Consider the following 16,781-nt stretch of genomic DNA (forward strand, 5'->3'; position numbering starts at 1 on the left):
CTAGCGGCCCAAGGCACCGAGCCCAGCCCACCGATGCGATCATCGCGCACCGGCCGGGCGGACAGGAGGTGATATCGAACACCTGACGGGCTGGGGAATTTTCAACCGGCACTACGCGGAGATTTCAACCGGTGTTGACAGCTGCCCCGAACGCCGCGGCGCCGAGGAGAAACAAGGAATGGTCCTCGGTCAAGCGCATGATGGCTAGTGCGGTTGCTGACAGGGACACCACGTACAGCCGTTAGTAGTAGACTGTCCCGAACGTCGGATGACGTCCCGGGCCTTTGCGGGCTCAGCATGGCGACAGGGCCAGCGCACACGCAAACGAGGGCCACGATGACGTGCGTCCCGACGATCGTCAGAAACACCGGGGAGTTAGACGGGATTTCAAAGCCAAAGACCGTCGTCACTGTTCGAGCAGTACGTCACGTTGTGAGACCTTCCTCTAGCCATGCGAGGGCGAATCCTATCAAGGGCAGTGCCACCAGCCACCAAGGACGGATCCGTGAGCCCGCGAAATGCTGCATCCAAAGTCGTTGACGATGCCGTCACGCTTCTCTTTAGGCGGGTGACGTCCTGGTCGCACCAGGCACCGTGGTAATGACTGTCGTGCCTCCTCCCGGCCGCGATGTGATGCTCAGCCTTCCGCCCACCAGCGCGGCCCGTTCCTGCATGCCGAGCAGACCGAAGTGCCGCCGCTCCGCGAGCCGGGGCTGCTCCTCCTCGGCATCAAACCCCGCGCCGTTGTCCTCGACCTGGAGCATCACGCCGTTCTCGGCAAATCGAACGGTCACGACCACGGCCGTCGCCGCAGCGTGTCGCTCGACGTTCCGCAGCGCTTCCTGCGCGATGCGGAACAGCCCAAGCTCGACTTCATCTGCCAGGCGCCGCGGCGGGCCCTCCACAATGAACTCGCTTTCGAGGTCCGCCCGACTCGCCATCTCGTCCAGCCCCTGCCGGAGGGATGCTACCAGTCCCAGGGCCTCCAGGGTAGGGGGCCGGAGCTGATAGGCGAAGCCCCGCACGGATCGAACCAAGTCCTCAGCAACGCCCCGAGTGGCCTGGAGCCGCGTCAGGGCCACTGCCGGCGACGCACCGAAGCTCTCCTCTATGGCATCCAGGTGACGGACGAGAAGGATCAGGCTTTGCAGGACGTCGTCGTGGAGTTCCTGCGCGATCCGGCGCCGCTCGTCCTCCTGCGCCCGCAACGTGTGGCCTGCGTAGCTGCGTAGCTCCTCGCGGCGCCGGCGCTGGTGCGTGACGTCCCGCAGGACGAGCTGCACCAACGTAGGGCCGTGCTCAGATGTGAGGACCGTGGGAATCGGCTCCAGGTAGGCGACCGCGCCCCCGGGGCGAGTGAGCACAAGCTCTCCCTCACTCGGAACTGGGGGCCCCCCCTGAATGTGCGTGGTGCTGTCGCGCCCCAGGAGATCGCGAAGCGTCTCGCCCGCAAGCGCCAACCGTGGACGGCCCAGCAACTCGCCCGCGGCAGCATTGGCCTGTTGGATGACCCCGGATCGATCCAGCACGAGCACGGCCTCTCCCGATGAATCGAACAGGGTGCGGTAGCGACGCTCCGAGGCCTGAAGGGCTACCCGGGCTCGCTCGGCCGCCGCGGCGGCGGAGGCCTCGCGGTCCACCCGTTGCCCGACGAACACGGCGGTCGCGTTGAGGACGACCAGATCCACGAGCGCGATGTCCAGTTGCGTCATGTGGTGCATGCCGAGGACGTGGAAGAAGGTGAGGGTGGTCGCCCACAACGCCGTACACACGGCACCCCGGAGCCCGAAGCTCAACGCAGCGTACCCTACCGGGACCAAAAACGAGAGTTCTGGGAGCATGTACAAGATCGATTGCTCAGCTGCGTGAGGCGCCGCGTCGACCAGGATGTCCGCCACTGCAATCCCGACGACGAGCGCCTGCACCAGCCAGAAGCGCCGGTCGGCGACGGGGAGGCCGCGTTCCTGAAGTCGCCGCGCGAGCACCTCAAGACGCGTGACGGCCGTCACTCCGGCGTGTCTCCCATTCCTTCGAGGGTGAACCACCCGTGGGCCGCGCCATACACGACCGCGGCCGTGCGGGACGGCAAGGCGAGTTTGGCCAGGATGGCACTGAAGTGACCCTCCACCGTGCGCACGCTGACCCCGAGAGTTTGCGCGATGCCCTTGTTACGTAACCCACGGGCCGCGAGGCGCAGCACATGCATCTCCTGGGGCGTGAGCGCGTTCGGGTCCTTCCGCGCGCTCCCACGCGCCCACAACCGCGCCACCCTGTGGGCGAGATCAGGGTGGAGGACCGTCTCGCCCCGGTACACGGCGCGGACGGCCGCAGCGAGCTCGGCCGCCTTGACAGTCTTGGGCAGGTACCCGGCGGCGCCGGCCTCCAAGGCGCCGAGGACGAACGCCTCGTTGTCGTAGGCCGACAGGATCACGCATCGGGTGGATGGCGCGAGCTCTGCGGCTCTGCCTATGACCTCGGTGGCGGCGAGACCGGGCATCCGCATGTCGAGGATCGCCACGTCCGGGTGATGGCGCGTGATCAATGCGAGCGCTTCGTCTCCACTGGCGGCCTCGCCCACCACGCGAAGGTCGTGATGTTGCGCGAGCATATGGCGCGTGCCCTCGCGAAGTAACGCGTGGTCGTCGGCGAGAACAATGCGGATCATGATTACCCCTCGGTCGGCGTTCGACACGCGGAAGGAAGCTCCTGGGTCGGTGGCACGCGCAGGCGAGGCAGCGTCCGTGGGGCCGCGTCTTCTCACACACGTGTTTTCACGAGGGGACGCTGCGTGGTTTCCCGCTGTGCACGCAGGCCGTGCCGCCGTACAGTGAGTGTATAGTACGGCAAGAGGAGGGGGCAGCAGTGGCGACCACGACTCAGCAAGATCGGCCAGTGTTGAAAGCTCTTCCGAAAGATTTTGCCGGGCGGTGTGGGCTGTACTGGCAAGGTAATGCGGCGTATGAGATGTGGAATGCGACGTGTGCCACGCAGGAGCAAGTCGGGGTGGGTAATCTGTGTCCCGTGTACGCGTGCACCCGGGAACGCGGAGTAGCTCATTGCGGCGTCTGCCCGGAGTTCCCGTGCGTACTCCTGGTGAACCTGGCGGCACAGAGCGGCCCTGGCGATGAGCGGATTAACTCGGCCGCCCTCCGAGCCGCCGTCGGGGACGACCAGTGGGCGGCGTGGGCGCGCGAGCGGCAGATCTGGCATCACGCGTTCTGTCCGCTGCTGCAGCGAGGTCACCACGGGTAGTGGAGTGTGCACGCTGACGGGGAAGAGGGCCGATCGGGGACGCGAGCATTGTCGCGAGGCTGCAGTTATCCAGCGTGAGGCCTGACCGCACCTGTCACTCGGGTGAGCAGCACGATCCATACCGTCACCTTCGCGGACATCCTCCCTTGCGCGAGACCGTGTATCTCGACGCCTTTACGAACCCCGCCCGCGTGCCCTGGAGAGCTAACGCCCACCCTCGGCGTGGAAGGCTCGACGCGCAAGGTCTACGGCAGGAAGCATGCGAAAGTGCTCCTGACATTCGGCAATGTCGGGCTCTGCGATGATCATCATCATGCGGCGCGATCGCCGATCCTGCACGACGCCATCCTTCTCAAGACGCGACAGGCTCCTCGCGCACCCGTGCTTTGACATGGGAGGTTGACACGGCGCAATGGGGGGCAAGGCTCACGCGAGTCCGCGTACGGAATAACGGCTTACTCCAACGTGGTGGTCCGTGCTAAGATCAGCGTAAAGGTCCAGCGGCGGGGATCCGCAAAGGCCGATGGGCATGCCTGTTGAGCCGACGGGGGTCATGGCGATGGGCCCGACGCGCATCCGTTATAGTCCCGAGCTCGAGGAGGCCGTTGTCGAGCAAGCATTCGGGCAGCCATTCTCGGCCACGAAACCGCCCGGGGAACGAACCATGCCGACGACCAGCCAACCGCTTGCCGCGCCCGATCCGCAATCCGAAGAGCGGGGTACGGTGTCCCGTGGAACGCATGCCAGCGTGTTTCAACAGACGATCTACGATGCGGTGCGAGAGGCCGTGGCCGTCCTCGCAGATCGGTTCGCCGAGGTTGTGGTGTCCCGTGCCTGGGCCGCCTCCGAAGAGGGCGCGGAAGTGAGCGAAAACCAATCCACGCTCGGCCTGAAGATTCTCCCGATGCGGTTTGCCGACCCTCTCGGGCTACAGCGATTCCTCCGTCACGAGTTCGGACACGTTACAGACATCCTAGACGTAACGTTCGGCTATGGAACCGAGGCTTTGGACGATCTGGCGGCGACGCGCGCGCTGCGGAAGCGATCCCGTCTGCTCTGGTGCTGTTCCATCGACGGCCGAATCGCAAGCGCGGGTGCCGCGCCATTGCATACCCAGGAAGACTACGAAGCCGAGTTTGTGCGGCTGTTTCCTGGGCTACCGAGCGTCCTCGCCGAGACAACAGTCGGCGCGTTATGGAATGGAGAGCGGCCGCCGTATAGTAGCCTGATGCGTATGGCGGCGGAACTGGTGTGATGTCTCGCGCTTCGTTACCGGACTGGTCGTCGCACGCAACCGTCCGTGCGGTTGCCGGCCAGACAAGGGGCCCGGAGTGCGGGTCTGTTCGGCGATGTATTGTTCAATCGCCGGTGTGGGCCTGGTATGCTCGAAAACGCGTCGAATCCGTTTGCCTGTGATATCCTGCGCTCGACGCCGTCAGCCGTGTGACGCGGGTGAGAATGCGCTGGAGCACCGCGGATGCGGGTGGCGGCGCCCGTTCGCGGGCTTGTGTTGCCGCGTGGTCGACACGGAGGTGCACTGCCCGCTTCGGTGACCGTCTCGGTGAATGATGCGCACGAGTCCCTGCAACGTTCACGGTCTCGCAGTGTCGCCAACCACCAGCTCCTTGCGGGGATCCGAGTAGGAGCCCGTGCTTCGTTCGCGAGGCATCGACGTAAGGAGCCGCAGGTCCGTAGCCAGATCCCCAGGGCTAAAACTCGCCGGCAAGAAAAGCCGGATCGACCCGCGCGGGTCAATGACATACACCATCGAGTTATGAGTAACCAGATCGATAGACGGAGTGCTCTCGTCTGACGCTGCGGAGTTGACCTGGTTGGCGCCTGTCCCGATATAGTAGTGGGCCCACACGGGCCTCAGTGTCTCGAGGGGGCCTGTCAGATACACGAGGTTGTATGTCACACGGTGCGCGACGAGGAACGCCCGAACCGCCTCCGGCGTGTCTCCGCGTGGGTCAACGCTGACAGCGACGAACGCCACCCGGGCGGTACTCGCACCCAGCATCGTGGACGCCTCGCGCATCTTCTCGGCAATCACAGGGCAGACATCCGGGCAATGCGTGTAGAGAAACGTCAGTGCAACCGCCTTGCCGCGAAAACTCGCCAGCGTCACGTGATGGCCGGCTTGGTCGAGCAGCCGGAAGTTGTACGCTGGCATCGGTGGAACCATCGGGGCTGCCCCCACAAACTGAGGCGGCGCACTGTCGAGTAACTGCATGACCGCGGCGCCCGCCACCACGAGCACGAGGACCAGGACCGCGAGGACCCCCCGGACCCAGGGGCGGGCGAAGAGACGCGCCCCGATTCCGTCGGGGATCATGCTAGTGTGCTCCTGCGTCCTCTTTCGATTCTTTCCCATGACGATGTCCTCACCCGCAGGCTTGCGCGTATACTCCCGGCGGGGCGAGGCGGCCCGGACGCCCCTGACCCACCATCAGGCCGGCGTGCTCGCGACCGCCTCCCCCCCGCCGTTGATCAGTTACCGCACCACCATCGCGCCTTGCATCCAGCCGTTCTTCGCCATCGGGCCGCCCCAACCGCCCTCACCGGTCCCGCACGCCGCCATGCACTGCCAGGGATACGTCCCCGGTCCCGGCGTCTTGATCGTAAAGACGACCGTCGAAAGCGGCGGCATCGGCACGTTCAAGTAAAAGCCCTCGCCCACGACCGTCAACGTGTGCGCGACTTTCTTCATCGGGAGTTGCTTCACGAGAGTCCCAGCGCCTGGGGTCACGGTAGCATTCGCCCCGTTGAAGAACCGCATCGTTCCATCGACCGTTCCCCGGACCACCTCGTAGCCGGGCGGGATGTCGGCGGCACCATCGTCGAAGTCGCGAACCGTCACCTGCACAAGTGCGTGCTGCGGCAGGGTAAAGCGCGCCGGTACATACTCGGGCCACGGGTCCTTCTGTCCGGGGACCTTGACCGTCACGATCTTCAGGGCGAGTTGCACCGGTTGCGACGCGCCAGACGCCGGCGGACGGGCCCCGGGGAGCATGCTCAACATCCCCACCGTCACGCCCGCTACAGCGAGGGCGCGTAGGAGATGTCGTATCATCACGTTCATGGGTGCCACCTCCTCGTTCGAAACATTATAATTAGGCTACTTCCTGGCAGTCCTTCCGCATATCAGGCGGGGACCTGATGTTGCCGTGGCGCGCCAAGCACCCGCGATGCGGCGACCCGGGCGACGAGTATTAGGGTTCAATCCGCTCGTTGCCGATCGAAGACTGCCCTATCGCGTGCTCCCCGCCAACCCTAGTCTGGTCGGCTGATTCACGCTGACGCTCACGGATCGCCCGCGAGTTCGAAGGATCCTATCTCGACCATGGCAGTGGCGCTGACGCGCAACCTTGGAAAGCATAGGGGAGGCCGCGTTGCATGTCAGGGGCGCGGGCTTTCTCGCGGTTCGGGTTACTCTCGCGGGTCGTGGGGCGTAGAGTCAGGCCCCGGCGTGGACCCCTCGTCGTGCTCGCGGCGCGGAAGGGATCTTGGTTCCTCCATCGAGGTATCGAGGGACAACTCAGAGATCGTATAGCCCGCCGCGGCAAGTTGTTCCGCGACGCGGAGTGAGGGAGAAGCGACGCGTATTCGAGCCCGCGCCTCGTACTGATCCACCCGTACGTTCAGCGCAAACGGAGAGAGGGCAGAGCGCAGCACCTCCAGCGATTCCGATAGCCTGCACAGGTCCGACCGGTCGTTCGACAGGTTGACGGCCATGGAGATGCCGCGGATATCCGCCCCGACGCGGCGGATAAAGACTCCGATAACATCGCGGCTTGTGATGAGTCCGATGAGCCTCTGGTCTTCCACCACCGGCAACGCCTGAAGGCCGTGCCAGTACAAGGTGCGCGCCGCTTCCTCCATCAACGCTCCGGGGCGAATCACCACCGGGTGCGTCGTCATGACGTCTGCTAGGGCGACGTCGTTCGGATCGCCGACGCGAGACGGAGGCACGCGCGCCAGGTCGGTCCACGTGGCAACCCCAACGAGCCGGTCCCCCGCCACGACGCACAACCGCCCCGTCCGCGCGGTTCGCATCGAACGGGCTGCCGCCCCTACGGTGGCCCCCGCATCGATCATGAGAGGGTTTGTGATCATGCACTCCCGGACGAGCATCGGCAGCCTCCGGCGGTCATTGCCAACCACGATAAGGATGGGATTAATTTGAAACAATCGGGCCGGCGCCCGATCTTGTGGCCGGGATCCGATCACGGGCATGCCGCTGCTTGGCGCGGACTCGTGTCGCTCAGCCACTCGGGTAGCTGCAGCCGGGCGTCCCACGTCCAACTCTTCGCGGCGAACGGCTTTTTCGATCCGGCCCGGATCCATAAACGAAGCAGGTGGCCCTAGCCCACGCTGGTTTGATGGCAGGAGTTTGATGGGCAAGCCTTCAAATGAATCATGCCGGGTCGTCGGATCGATCGGCAGGGTCCACTAGGAGGAAACAACAGTGGGACGGGATAGACGCCAGAACGATTTAGCGAACCGGTGTTGGACAACGATCGCTTGCGCGACGGCGTTGACGGCGATACTGGTTGGTCTGGGATACGGCGGCGCGATGCGGAACGTGCTCGCGGCGCATGCCATGTTGGCCGTTGCGCCCGCACAGGCGGCCTCGGTCCCGGGCGCGGACCTATACGGCCAGCGTTGTGCCATGTGCCACCAGGTAAGCGGCAAGGGAATGGCGGGTGCTTTTCCGCCGCTCGCCGACAGTCCCGTCGTCAATGGTGATCCCCACTACCTTGCGCGCGTGGTGCTTTACGGTTTGCAGGGCCGCATCGTCGTCAACGGACAGGCATATAGTAGCGCTATGGCCGGCTTGGCAGGGAGCATGAACGATGCACAGATCGCGCAGGTGTTAACCTACATCCGGAGCTCCTGGGGCAACAGCGCGCCGGCAGTGAGCGACGACGTGGTCAAGGGGGAACGGGCAGTACCGGGGACGGCGCAGGACAACGGCGCTAAGTATCCTAAGTGATGCTGCCTGACGTCCGGCGCTAATCGGGCGTCCAATTCATGGTTGCGCTGCTTCTCGTCGAAAGTAGGGTCTGCGCCCGATAGACAAGGCATTATTCGCAGCTTTATGGTTGGAAACAAATAGGAGCGAACAGGAATGGGCTTCGCTCGGCGTACACGCCGGGCGAAGTGGAACCCGAAATCTCGCGCCAGGATCTTCCCGCGGTACGTGGGAGGCAACGGTTGTCGAGGAGAGCCCCACGAAGGCAAGGTGGCGGCTGCTACGGCGAGAGCTAAGGGCACGGTGATGCGCACCGGGGGGTGAGGCCGTGGTTGGCAGCTCCGGTTTTGGACGTCGTCGTCGAGCGCCCGACGTGCCGCACATCAGCATCCCGCGATTGTGCACCATTCTTCTGGGAACGCTGGCATTCGCCGCGACGGTCTTGCGGGTCTCACCAGTCTACGCGCTGCCGAGTTTCTCCGGCCAAACAGGATTGCCGTGCAGTGCCTGTCACGTCGGCGGATTCGGGCCCCAACTAACGCCGTTCGGCATCTCTTTCAGAGCGAACGGCTACACCCTGAGTGGGGGCACCGGCGTATGGTCGCATATCCCCGTCAATCTCGTCGTCTCACCAAGTTACCAACATGATGCGACGGCGCAGCCGACAGCGCCCACCGGGTACGGCACGAATGACTTTTTCAATATTCTAGGGAGTGGTACCTCGCTTTTTATTGCGGGAGGGCATTCTTTCGAGGGTGCCTTTGGTATCGGCGGATTTGAGCAGGTGGGGTTCACCGCCGCGCCAGGGGGACCGCTGATTGGGTCCGAGGCAACGTCGGATCTCGAGATCACGAAACCTCTCAGTCTCGGGACTCACTCGCTCCTGCTGGGGTTCGACTTCAACAATACGCCGTCGGGGGGAGATCCCTTTAACACTCTCTATAACGGCTTTGCGTTCCCCTATATAACGCCGTTCATCGGGCCTGTGCCGAGCGCAAACCCAGCGATCAGCGTCCTCGGCACCACTGTCTACGGCATGAATCTGTATGCCTTGTACGATAACAGTATTTATGCCGAAGCCGGGCTCTACCAATCGTGGAGCGCGGGGATGCTGAACACCATGAACATCGCCTCGTCGAGTCTCGGAACGATCGCCGGGAGTGCACCGTATTTCCGACTCGCCGATCAGCATGCGTGGGATAACAACTTTCTCGAGTTTGGCGGGGTGCTGATGAGTATCCCGCTGCAGCAAATCCCGGGCATTGCCGACACGACGGCGCAAAATCAGGACGTCGATTGGGGGCTCGACGCCACTTACCAGCATGCGTTCGGGCCGAACACCCTCGCCGTTACCAGCAATCTCCTGTTTGAGACGCAAACGCTGACGGCGTCCAACGCCGCGGGCCTGACAAGCAACCCCACTAACTACCTGAATCAGTTCCGCATCGCCGCCTCCTACTACTGGCACAACACGTATGGACTCACCTTGGCTTACACGAGCACTTCCGGGAGTACAGACCCAACACTATATGCTCCCGCGCCGCTCACCGGGAGCGCAAGTGGCAGTCCGAATTCGCAGGCCATCATCGCGCAAATCGACTGGACACCCTTTGGCAGCGACACGACGCACTGGGGCTACCCTTGGCTGAATGTGCGGATCGGACTGCAATATACGTACTACCTGCAGTTTAACGGCGGGACGACAAACTATGATGGGTTCGGGCGCAACGCAAGCGACAACAATTCGCTTTTCTTGTTCACCTGGTTCGCCTTCTAATAGGGCTCCCCGGCCGTGCAAGGGGTCGTGTGGCCCGTCATGCTTCCGGTGTTCCGACCGGCTGAATTTGACCGCGCTAGGGCAGCGCGCCGCGCGCTTCTCTTGTGTGCGCTCGGCGCTAGTTTGGCCGCGTGTGAACCGGCCATCGGAGCTGGTGTCCCCGGTGAGATCCGGGGCAGTGTGATGGATCAGACAGCCCCCGCGCATCCGGTGACCGGGCAGTCCGTGCGCCTCGAGATCGTCGAACCCGCCTCCACTTCGACGAGGGTGACGACGACCAACCCTCAGGGCCGTTTCGCGTTCCCCGGACTGCCGGTCGGTGGACCTCGCGTGTTTTTGGTTCACGTGGAATACGGTGGGGTACCATACACAGCCCGGGTTGCCCTGACCACCGCGGCCCCCCTGCGCGACGTGCCGCTCTCCGTATTCGCGGTCACCACCAAGAGGGCGGTCGTGCGCGGGACGGTAGCGTTCGCGGTCTTCGAGCTCGTGCGCGGCGCGCTCAGAGTGAGCGTGATTCAGCGTCTGAACAACGCGACCGATCAAACCGTTGCCGTCACGGACGAGGATCCGCTGGTGTTCCGGCTGCCGCAGATATCCCCGGTCCCGCGGTCGGCCGAGCCCGTCGAGTTCATCGGCGGGTGGCGCGACCCACATGTCACGAGCAACGCGATTACAGATGCGATCCCAGTACTGCCGGGGTCAACGGAGGTCGCGTATGCGTTCGGGGTTGAGCCGCGCACCCGAACGGCAACCCTGCGGTGGGAGTTCCCATACGGGGCAACCGACATTGAGTTGCTGGCGGACCCGAGCATCCGGGTCTCCGGGGCGGCACTGTACGCTGATGGCGTTGTGACGGAACGTGGTCAGCGGTACGCGCGGTGGTCCGGCGGCCCCGTGGGTCCCGGGGGAGCGGTGTCCGTGCGCCTCGACGGGTTGCCCGTGTCTGCGGACCTCTGGCCCGAGATCGCTTCCGGCGTGCTTGTGCTCGCGCTTGCGTTCGGCCTGACCGTGGCGCTACGCTGCCATCCTGTATCAGCATAATCGCCCTGGCCGGACTCGCACACGTCAACGGAGGATGGTCATGACAGTAGCTGAGGGTCCGGCTGGACATCCTGAAGGCGAGCGTGCAAGCACTCGCCAACGAGCGCACCGGACGCCATGATGTACCTGTTCGCGGTGTTTGCGGTCGTGTGGGTTGGGCTGTTTCTCTCCCTGTTCGGGCTCGTGAGGCGCAGTCGGAGGCTCGAGCGGGAGGTAGAGGCGATGGTGGCGCGGTCGCGTCCGATGCCGCCGACTGGAACCCATCCCCGGTAACGTATGGTAGCATGCGTGCGGTCTTGCTTGCCCACAGTAGGGGTTCATAGGGCGCAGATACCCCTACGATGCCCGCTGGGCGATGGTGTGGATCAAACGTGAACCCGATCTGGGGGGTGCTGTCGCGCGACATCGCCGGCGGTGCCGCCACTCCTGCCCGGCGTCAGCGCATCGGGACGGGGGTGGATGGGTGCGCCGGGGCGGTACCCGAGGAGGCGAAGTCCGTTCAGAACGACCACGACCGTGCTGCCTTCGTGGCCGACGACCCCAAACGCGAGCCGAAGTCCCGTGGCGAGCACGACGGTCACGAGGACGGCGACCACGCTGAACGCGAACACGAGGTTTTGGGCGATCACGCGGCGCGCCCGGCGGCTGAGCGCGATAGCATAGGCAAGCCGGGCGAGATCGTCGCCCATCAGCACGATGTCGGCGGTCTCCATCGCCGCGTCGGTGCCGGCCGCGCCCATCGCGATCCCGACGGACGCGGCGGCCAGGGCCGGCGCGTCGTTCACGCCGTCGCCGACCATAGCGACGGGACCCGCCTGCTCAAGTGCCTCGATGGCTCGGGCCTTGTGCTCTGGCAGCAGATTGCCGCGGGCGTCGTCGAGGCCGAGTTGCTTGGCGAGGGCGGCGACCGCCTCTGTGTGGTCCCCGGACAGGACCACGAGACGCTTGATCCCGAGCGCCCTAAGTGCCGCCGCCGCGGCGGCGGCCTTCGGTCGCACGGTGTCGGCAAGCGCGATGATGCCGCGGAGTTGCGTGTCGCCCACGAAAATCGGCGTCTTGCCCTCGCGCCGGAGTGTCGCGAGCAGCACTTGGGCGCAGCCCGGTATCGGCACTCCTTCGTCGGTCAAGAACCCTTCGCTACCCACACGCACGAGCCGTCCCGCGACGGTGCCGCGCACCCCACGGCCGGTGACGGCTTCGAACGCGTCCGGGACGGCCGGCGCGACGCCCCGATCGCGGCAGGCCGCGACCACCGCGTCGGCCAACGCGTGCTCCGAACGCTGCTCCAGCGCCGCGGCAGCCGCCAGGAGCGACGCTTCGTCGCCTGCCAACGGCACGACGTCGGTGACGATCGGACGTCCTGTGGTGAGCGTGCCGGTCTTGTCGAACACCACGGTTTCGACGGCGGCGAGACGCTCCAGGTACGCGCCGCCCTTGAACAAGATACCGTGGCGGGCGGCGTTGGCGATGGCCGACAGCACGGTTGCCGGCGTCGAGATGACCACGGCGCACGGAGACGCGACCACGAGCAACGTGATCGCTCGATAGAACGCAGCTGACGCAGGGACGGCGTGTCCAGCTAGTACGAGGTAGGTCACCGCGGCGGACCCGATCACGCCGAGCGCGTAGATTTGGCCGAATCGGTCAATGAGTCGTTGCGCGGGCGGCTGCGCCGCCTGGGCCTGCTCGACCAGCGCGATGATGCGGGCGAGCGTCGTATCTTCGGGGCCTCGCGTCACGCGGACCTCCAGGCTCCCCCGCTGGTTGATCGTTCCCGCGAACACGCGAGACCCGGCGCCGACGTCCACCGGGATCGACTCGCCAGTGATCGGCGACTGGTCCACGCTCGAGGCTCCGCGAACGACGGTGCCATCGGCGGCGAGGCGTTCCGCCGGTCGCACGACGACGATGTCGCCGATGCGGAGGGTGTCCGCGGGCACGAGTACTTCGCCGTCGGCCCGGCGGACGAGCGCCTCCACCGGCCGCAACGCCATGAGCGAACGGATCGCCCTCCGCGTACGGCGCATGACGTAGAACTCCAACGCGTTGCTCGTCGAGAACAGGAAGAGCAGGATCGCACCTTCCGTCCAGGCCCCGAGGTACGCGGCCCCCAGCGCGGCGAGCAACATCAGTAGGTTGACGTCGATGCGGCGTTCCCGCAACGCCCTCCAGGCGGTGAGTGCGCTCCCGGTGCCCCCCGCGAGATACGACAGCGCGTACAGGACGACCGCCGGCCCTGGGGCGGCGCGCTCGACGACACGCCCCGTAATGAGAAGCAGCGCACAGAGCAAAGGCTGGGCGCCCGGCCATAGATGCACGAGACGGCCCTCGGCGTCCGTCCCGCGAGTACTGGGTGGAGCCGCCGGTCCGCTGCCCGTGCGTTCGGGAGGCCGAACCAGCACGCCTGTGGGCGAATGGTCAAATGATTTACTCGCTACCAACGACGGTCGCGCCATTCCAAAGACCCCTGGCGGCGGCGCCAGATACCCCGCGCCTTCTTGAGGATACCGTCGGGCGAGCGCACGAGACATCGGGTCTTAGCCGGATTTACGCGGGTGGAACACTGGAAGGACACACCGGATCATCCCGGTCCAGTTCCCGCGGACCGCGCGGTACTTTCGGAAGTCGATCCGCACGGGCAGATTTGGGCTTGGTCGAGCTCGGGCAATGCCGGGATACTGGGCTGCGGGGTTCGGCGTCCCGCTAGGCCATAATTCACCACAGCCAGCGAAGGGTTTCTCATATATCGGCTCGATATTGCATGCGACCTTGTCATCCGGATGTCATCCCGATGAGGTACGTTCAAACGGTCGGAAACGACACTATTGATCCATGATACTCGAGCCGCGATCGCGCAAGCGTCCGGCACACTCCGGCACGTGAAAAGGGGCACACAGTATGCGCACATGGACAGGGTTGATATGTCTGCGGCGGAACGGCGGTGCATTTCGGCACCGCGCGGGCCTCGTGGCGTTGGCGGTTCTCTTCACCACCTGGACGCCGCTTGGCGGCGCGCTCGCGGCCGCGCCTGTCCCAGCGCCCGCCGGGGTGGGCGTAGAACGGTTCGTGATTGACTCGGCGGCATCGCAGGCGCTGTACCATGTCGGCGAGACCTTTTTCAACCGCAACAACCAATTCAAAGTCGCAGTCGGGACCACGCACGGGATTCAGGGCCAGATCCTGGTCGATCGAGCCCATCCGTCGCAGAGCCGGATCGGACCGATCACCGTGGACATCAGCCAACTCGCTTCAGACAGCCGTCACCGCGACCGGGAAATCCAGAACCGCTGGCTCGAGTCCGCGCGGTATCCGACCGCGGTGTTCACGCCGACTTCGATCGACGGCCTTCCGGGTGCGTATGTGGACGGTCGTGCGATCCCCATCCGGATCGCCGGCAGCCTCGAGGTCCACGGCGTCACCAAGCCGGTCACCTTCAGCGGCACGGTCACGCTCAACGGACAGACGCTGACCGGCGATGCCACCACCAGCGTCCTGATGACGGATTTCGGATTCGATCCGCCGTCCCTGCTGGGCGTGCTCCAGGCGCAGAACCAGGCAGAACTCGAGATTCAGTTTACTGCGCAGCGCGCGCCGTAGCGGGCATCCCTCCGGCGCATGCGCCGGGTGAGAAGGGGGTCTCAGCATGAACAGGGTAGGGAAGTTGGGGCACTCGCGGTCCGCCTGGTCGCGCGCCGCCGTGGCGGCCTTGGCCCTTGCGATGGTGCTGATGGCCCAGGTCGGCCCCGCCAGGGCGGCCGACGGGTCACTCGTCGTGTCGGCGCTCCGGGTGCTCGATCGGCACTATGTCGAGCCGGTGCATCCGGTCGACCTGCTGAACGCAGCGCTCGCGACCGTGCGGATGGCCACCCATGAGAGCGCCGCGATCCTGCCGGACATCCCGAGCGCGGATACTGCGCAGGAAGCGGACGCCGCGTTTCTGACAGAGTTTTCGCGCGCCGCTCAGGGGGACCCGCAAGCCGAGACGCAGCTGGCGTATGCAGCGACCCAGGGGATGCTTGGCTCTCTGCACGACAGCCACACCTATTTCCTTACTCCGAGCAAGTTCGCGGCGTCCCAGCAGGCGCTGACGGGGGCGTCGGCGTTCACCGGCATCGGCATCCGGATCATCGGACGGGCCGACGCCGCCGGCGTACGCTGGGTGTTTGTTGAAGACGTGCTGCCGGGATCCCCTGCCGAGGCCGCGGGGCTCCAACGCTTCGACCGGATCGTGCAGGCGGGCGCCACGTCCCTGCGGAATGCGACCCCCGGCGAGGCGAGCCAGGCGGTCCGCGGTCCGGCCGGCACCACCGTGGCCCTCACCGTGCTGCGGGGTCAGCAGACCCTGCAGATATCGATCATCCGGGCCGCGATCCAATCAGGTCCTGTGGAAGCCCGGTTCATCCAGCCCGGCATCGCCTACGTCCGCCTCTTCGAGTTCAGCCAGGGGGCCGGGCACGATCTGAACGCCGCCCTGAGGGAACTCGCCACGCAGGCGCCGCTGCGCGCCATCATCTTGGACCTACGCGGCAATCCCGGCGGTCTGATCACCGAGGCGGCGCGCGTCGGCAGCTTGTTCCTCCCGCCCGGGACCGCGCTCGCGAACGTGACCGATCGGCAGGACGGGTCCGGCGTACTCACGACGCGGGGCATGGGCCCGTTCGCCCAGGTCCCCCTTGCCGTTCTGGTCGATTCAGGCAGCGCCTCCGGCGCGGAGGTCGTGGCCGGCGCGCTGAAGGACGACCATCGTGCGACGATCGTTGGCGAGAAGACAGCGGGCGCCTTGGGTGGGGCGATTGAGGTCCCTCTCCCGGAAGGTGGGATGTTCGTGACAGTCGAGCGGATTACTACCCCTCGCGGCGCGCAGGTCGAGGGCGTGGGCATCTCACCCGACGTTCCGGTGACGCTCACGGAGGCCGACATGGAGCGGGGCGTGGACACCCAGCTGCAGGCGACGCTTCAGGGCGCCAAAGCGCCAGGCCATGCTGCGTCCGTGCGCAGTCTGGTTCGAACGACGTACTGACTGGTGCGCGCATGAATGACCAAGAGAGTGGTGGCGGCGTGGAGAGGTCCTAGGTTGTCCTGGTGGGCTCCGAGCTACTTCGCTGACGCCGAAGTCTACCCATCCCGCCGCCACCATCGCCGGCATGTGGAACGCACTCACCCCATTTCCGCAAAGATCAGCAACCAGATCAGACTTAAGTGACTATGCGACCAAGCGCGCCGTTCGGGGCCGTAGTGATAACGGCAGAATCCCCCTCCCGGCACCAAATCCAGCAAGCACCTCGTCGTCTAGCTGCAGGATCCCGGCCAAGTTCCCACGCACCTCGGCCCACAGGTGCCCGTCCTCGTTCCTTCGCAACACGATGCGATCGAGGCCCAGAGAGAGAAGCCGGCGAGCCTCTTCGATGTCCGTCTCGAGCACGCCCCGCAGATCGTCGAGATACTGCCTGACCGATGACTCGTGCGACACCACCGGCCGGGCAAGAGGCCCCGCTGCTTGCAGTACGCGGTGAGCTTGGCCGTGGACCACTCCGTGAAGGGCAGCCCCAGATCGGCGGGGCGGCTGAGCGCCACCTTGACGAGCTCCCGGACCTGCGGGCCGAGGAGAATCGGCTCCCGGCCCCACGGGTTGGTGGCCCGTTCGAATGTCTCGAAGCCGGAGGTGTTGAAGCGATGGAGCCACCGGTGCACGGTCTTCAGGTTGCAGCCGACGCGATCGGCAATCTCGGCCCC

15 protein-coding genes are annotated in these 16,781 nt (G+C 65.4%); 8 read left to right on the forward strand and 7 right to left on the reverse strand.

What is annotated here, in order from left to right; genetic code table 11:
* Positions 1-560 precede the first annotated feature (560 nt).
* Positions 561-2,009 (reverse strand): PAS domain-containing sensor histidine kinase, encoded by a 1,449-nt coding sequence (locus tag VKZ50_02000; GenBank protein ID HLJ58482.1) that lies wholly within the window; start codon positions 2,007-2,009, stop codon positions 561-563.
* A complete protein-coding gene (locus VKZ50_02005) occupies positions 2,006-2,665 on the reverse strand; it encodes a response regulator transcription factor (protein HLJ58483.1) in 660 nt (219 codons plus the stop codon). The genes VKZ50_02000 and VKZ50_02005 overlap by 4 nt, the downstream gene beginning before the upstream one ends.
* Positions 2,666-2,862: 197 nt before the next feature.
* Here VKZ50_02005 and VKZ50_02010 point away from each other — a divergent pair, with 197 nt between their 5' ends.
* Together VKZ50_02010 and VKZ50_02015 are read left to right on the forward strand one after the other, a co-directional pair.
* Positions 2,863-3,252 carry a DUF3795 domain-containing protein gene (locus VKZ50_02010; protein HLJ58484.1) on the forward strand — a complete coding sequence of 130 codons (390 nt, stop codon included), beginning with the start codon at positions 2,863-2,865 and terminating at the stop codon, positions 3,250-3,252.
* A gap of 529 nt (positions 3,253-3,781) precedes the next feature.
* Complete coding sequence (locus VKZ50_02015; GenBank protein ID HLJ58485.1) at positions 3,782-4,507, forward strand: hypothetical protein; 726 nt, start codon at positions 3,782-3,784, stop codon at positions 4,505-4,507.
* 336 nt (positions 4,508-4,843) lie between these two features.
* On the opposite strand, the gene VKZ50_02020 is transcribed toward VKZ50_02015, so the two are convergent.
* From VKZ50_02020 to VKZ50_02030, 3 genes are all read right to left on the reverse strand, one after another.
* Positions 4,844-5,587 carry an SCO family protein gene (locus VKZ50_02020; GenBank protein ID HLJ58486.1) on the reverse strand — a complete coding sequence of 248 codons (744 nt, stop codon included), beginning with the start codon at positions 5,585-5,587 and terminating at the stop codon, positions 4,844-4,846.
* Between the two features lie 159 nt (positions 5,588-5,746).
* Positions 5,747-6,334, reverse strand: coding sequence for a hypothetical protein (locus tag VKZ50_02025; GenBank protein HLJ58487.1), 588 nt, complete (start codon positions 6,332-6,334; stop codon positions 5,747-5,749).
* A 347-nt stretch (positions 6,335-6,681) separates the two neighbouring features.
* On the reverse strand, positions 6,682-7,386 hold the full coding sequence (locus VKZ50_02030; GenBank protein ID HLJ58488.1) for a CBS domain-containing protein: 705 nt from the start codon (positions 7,384-7,386) through the stop codon (positions 6,682-6,684).
* 442 nt (positions 7,387-7,828) lie between these two features.
* Between VKZ50_02030 and VKZ50_02035 the strand changes: the two genes are divergently transcribed.
* From VKZ50_02035 to VKZ50_02050, 4 genes are all read left to right on the forward strand, one after another.
* Positions 7,829-8,248 (forward strand): cytochrome c, encoded by a 420-nt coding sequence (locus tag VKZ50_02035; protein ID HLJ58489.1) that lies wholly within the window; start codon positions 7,829-7,831, stop codon positions 8,246-8,248.
* A gap of 352 nt (positions 8,249-8,600) precedes the next feature.
* Positions 8,601-10,004: a hypothetical protein gene (locus VKZ50_02040; GenBank protein HLJ58490.1), complete on the forward strand. Its 1,404-nt coding sequence runs from the start codon at positions 8,601-8,603 to the stop codon at positions 10,002-10,004.
* 183 nt (positions 10,005-10,187) lie between these two features.
* Positions 10,188-11,048, forward strand: coding sequence for a hypothetical protein (locus VKZ50_02045; protein ID HLJ58491.1), 861 nt, complete (start codon positions 10,188-10,190; stop codon positions 11,046-11,048).
* 117 nt (positions 11,049-11,165) lie between these two features.
* The gene (locus VKZ50_02050) at positions 11,166-11,321 is read left to right on the forward strand and encodes a CcmD family protein (GenBank protein ID HLJ58492.1); all 156 of its coding nucleotides are present in this window, start codon (positions 11,166-11,168) and stop codon (positions 11,319-11,321) included.
* A 92-nt stretch (positions 11,322-11,413) separates the two neighbouring features.
* Here VKZ50_02050 and VKZ50_02055 read toward each other — a convergent pair whose 3' ends face one another.
* The gene (locus VKZ50_02055; GenBank protein ID HLJ58493.1) at positions 11,414-13,366 is read right to left on the reverse strand and encodes a heavy metal translocating P-type ATPase; all 1,953 of its coding nucleotides are present in this window, start codon (positions 13,364-13,366) and stop codon (positions 11,414-11,416) included.
* A gap of 580 nt (positions 13,367-13,946) precedes the next feature.
* On the opposite strand from VKZ50_02055, the gene VKZ50_02060 reads away from it, so the two are divergent.
* Together VKZ50_02060 and VKZ50_02065 are read left to right on the forward strand one after the other, a co-directional pair.
* The gene (locus VKZ50_02060) at positions 13,947-14,645 is read left to right on the forward strand and encodes a YceI family protein (protein HLJ58494.1); all 699 of its coding nucleotides are present in this window, start codon (positions 13,947-13,949) and stop codon (positions 14,643-14,645) included.
* Between the two features lie 46 nt (positions 14,646-14,691).
* Positions 14,692-16,068, forward strand: a complete 1,377-nt coding sequence (locus tag VKZ50_02065; GenBank protein ID HLJ58495.1) for a S41 family peptidase — start codon at positions 14,692-14,694, stop codon at positions 16,066-16,068.
* Between the two features lie 269 nt (positions 16,069-16,337).
* Here the strand turns inward: VKZ50_02065 and VKZ50_02070 are convergent.
* Positions 16,338-16,781, reverse strand: a 444-nt coding sequence (locus tag VKZ50_02070; protein ID HLJ58496.1) for a helix-turn-helix domain-containing protein, incomplete at its 5' end; no start/stop codon positions are given.

The sequence above is a fragment of the bacterium genome (assembly GCA_035295165.1).
Lineage (GTDB): Bacteria > Sysuimicrobiota > Sysuimicrobiia > Sysuimicrobiales > Segetimicrobiaceae > JAJPIA01.